The sequence below is a fragment of the Aeromonas sp. HMWF015 genome, from assembly GCF_963878965.1.
Classification (GTDB): Bacteria; Pseudomonadota; Gammaproteobacteria; order Enterobacterales; family Aeromonadaceae; genus Aeromonas; species Aeromonas veronii.
On the sequence record NZ_CAWNZT010000347.1, the window covers coordinates 1 to 2829 of the forward strand.

At 59.4% G+C, this 2829-nt stretch carries 3 protein-coding genes; 1 reads left to right on the forward strand and 2 read right to left on the reverse strand.

What is annotated here, in order from left to right:
- Positions 1-85: 85 nt before the first annotated feature.
- Both AACS18_RS17430 and AACS18_RS17435 read right to left on the reverse strand, forming a co-directional pair.
- Positions 86-1042, reverse strand: a complete 957-nt coding sequence (locus AACS18_RS17430) for a LysR substrate-binding domain-containing protein (protein ID WP_108612858.1) — start codon at positions 1040-1042, stop codon at positions 86-88.
- A gap of 63 nt (positions 1043-1105) precedes the next feature.
- On the reverse strand, positions 1106-1981 hold the full coding sequence (locus tag AACS18_RS17435; protein WP_108612859.1) for a LysR family transcriptional regulator: 876 nt from the start codon (positions 1979-1981) through the stop codon (positions 1106-1108).
- 95 nt (positions 1982-2076) lie between these two features.
- Here AACS18_RS17435 and AACS18_RS17440 point away from each other — a divergent pair.
- On the forward strand, positions 2077-2829 hold a 753-nt coding region (locus AACS18_RS17440), incomplete at its 3' end, for an MFS transporter (RefSeq protein ID WP_146184789.1).

The following is a 2829-nucleotide window of genomic DNA, read 5'->3' on the forward strand; positions in this document are numbered from 1 at the left end:
ATGAGCCTGCATTGACGAATGCCAGATAGTCAAACGCCTCCCATTGGGAGGCGTTTTTCTTGGGACGACCACACATCAACCCTGGCTATCGCTGTGGTACGGTCAGATTGGCAAGCAGAGCTTCAAGCTCTTCGCCAGTGCGGGCCGCGCAGTATTGATCGACCCGCTCGTGGGTCAATTGCGGCGCGAGACGTTCAATCAGATCGTAGAGATAGCCACATAAAAATGCCCCTCTGCGTAACCCGATAGCGGCCACACCGCCTGGTAGCCAGGGCGCCGTTTTGAGCACCAGATCGCCATCGCGCTGGGGCTCCCAAGCAAAAGTTGCCATCACCCCGATGCCCATCCCTTGTCTGACATAGGTCTTGAGCACATCGCTGTCGCTCGCACAGCAGGCGATCTTGCTCTCGGCATGAGCGCTGTCAGTACCATGAGCAGCAGAGAGCGCCCTTCCATCGGTCACCAATGCAAACTCCACCAGCTCGGCCGGGATCAGCGATGTTGCTCTGGCCAACGGATGATCCTTTGGCAGCACCAAGCCCCGTTGCCATTGAAAACAGGGGAGCATCAGCAGATCGCTCCCCTCCTCCGGTTCATCGGCAAGCAGCAGAGCGGCAGCGCCATCATGCACGGCAGTACGGCATTGCGCCGCACTCCCCTGCATCACCGTTACGGCAACTTTGGGAAAACGGGCCATGAAGCCCTTGAGGATGGCGGGCAGAATATAACGGGCCTGCAGATGAGTGGCCGCAATGGTGAGGGTTCCCTGCTCCGGATGCACATGCTGCCTGGCCATCACTTTGATAGTGGCCACCTTGTCCAGCACCTCGGCGGCCACTTTGATCACGTCCCGACCGATGGGAGTGATCTGGGTCAGGTGTTTGCCGCTGCGCTCGAAGATCTGGATCCCCAGTTCATCCTCCAGCATCCGCACCTGTTTGCTGATCCCGGGCTGGGAGGTGAAGAGGCTCTCGGCGGTGGCCGACAGATTCAGCCTGTGGTTCGCCACCTCGACGATATAGCGCAATTGCTGCAGTTTCATGGTCTAGCCCTCAAGCGAACTCACCATTAATAGTAACAAACTTCCAGCAAGGGCCCGCCGCCATCAGGCCGGGCGCTCCTTGAGCAGGAAATCTCGCAAGGCACGATTGGCCATGGAGAGCGGATCGCCACGCCGCCACGCCACACAGAGATCGAGATAGATGGGCGGGTCGAAGGGCACACCACTCAGATCCGGTTCCTCTTCCAGCACCATCCGCAAGAAGGTGGTCACCGCAAAGCCTTGCCGCACCACCGCCTTGAGCAGAGGGATCAGATTGCTCTCGAAGGCGATATCGGGTTCGACGCCCAGGCTCTGGGCCAGCGCCTCCATATGCTCCCGGTGATAGAAACCGCGGCGAAACAGCGCAAGCTCCTGAGCAAAAAACTGCGAGAGGGTCACGGCCGGTTCACCACACAGGGGGTGATCGTCCCCCACCACCATCAACATCTCTTCGCTTAGCAGATGCGCCCCCTCGATGGCGGGCGGCAGATCACTGGTGATGAGGATGGCCAGATCGAGGGAGCCATCCACCATCCGGCTGAGCAGCTCGCGGGTGCCGGCCTCTTCGACCCGGATCTTGAGCCCGGGATAGCGATGCTTGAAGGCCATCAGACGAGGGGGAAAATAGTAGGAGCCCATCATATAGGGGATCCCGATCCGCACCTCCCCTCGCTCCAACCCCTTCAGTTCGGCCATCTCGGCCTCGGCCTGATGCATTTGCAACAGCAGGCGCTCGGCATGGCGGCAGAGCACCTCCCCCTCCGGGGTGAGCCGTACCGCCCGATCCTGCCGATCAAACAGCCGCAACTCGAGCTGTTGCTCCAGTTTGGCGATGGCCATGCTGATGGCAGGTTGTGCCACGTGCAGGCTATTGGCTGCCTTGGTAAACGAACCAGCATCCCTGACCGCCAGCAGATAGGTGAGCTGTTTCAGATCCATATATCAATTCATCTTATGAGATGGATAACTTAAATATATTATATTTATAACAGCAAGGGCTATACCCTGACCAAAAGCTGTCAGGACAATACGCAATGATTGAAGTCGGAAGTCGCGAGTGGATACGCGCAACCCTGGCCCTCAGCCTGGGCTCTTTTCTGGTGTTTCTGAACCTCTACCAGACCCATCCCCTGTTACCCCTTATTGCCGAGGTCTTCTCGGTCAACTCCCTTTCGGCCAGCTGGACCCTGGCAGGCTGTACCGCAGGCCTCGCCGCCTCCCTGCTGATCTGCGCCAGACTGGCGGATCGCCATGGCCGTCGGCAAGTCATGCTGGGTACCCTCACCCTGGCGATCCTGCTCTCGTTGTTGATCCCGCTGGTTGAACAGTTCAGCTCCCTGCTATTGCTGCGCATCCTGCAGGGGGCGCTGCTGGCCGGGTTACCAGCCACTGCGATTGCCTATATGGGGGAAGAGTTCAGCAAACGGGCACTGCTCTCGGCGGTGGGGGTCTATATTGCCGCCAACTCCCTCGGTGGCATTGCCGGTCGGGTGATCGGTGGCCTGCTGGCGGGCTGGTTTGGCGACTGGCAGCATACCTTTCTGGGGATTGGTGTTATCAGCCTGTCGCTGTTGCCGCTGGTCTTCCGGCTACTGCCCCATCAGACCCGCTTTGTGGCGAGCGCTCCCGTTCGCGGTCAATTTGCCCGCGCCTTGCAGCAACACCTGACCAACCCCTTGCTGGTAGGGGCTTACCTTATCGGGGGGCTCAACTTCATGGTGTTTCTGAACCAGTTCAGCTATCTCACCTTCCTGCTGGCCAAGCCCCCTTTCTCCCTGCCCACCCGG

Bases quoted from the DNA above. Each gene is read 5' to 3' on its own strand.
- AACS18_RS17435 (WP_108612859.1), bottom strand. From the start codon at position 1,981: ATGGATCTGAAACAGCTCACCTATCTGCTGGCGGTCAGGGATGCTGGT.
- AACS18_RS17430 (WP_108612858.1), bottom strand. From the start codon at position 1,042: ATGAAACTGCAGCAATTGCGCTATATCGTCGAGGTGGCGAACCACAGG.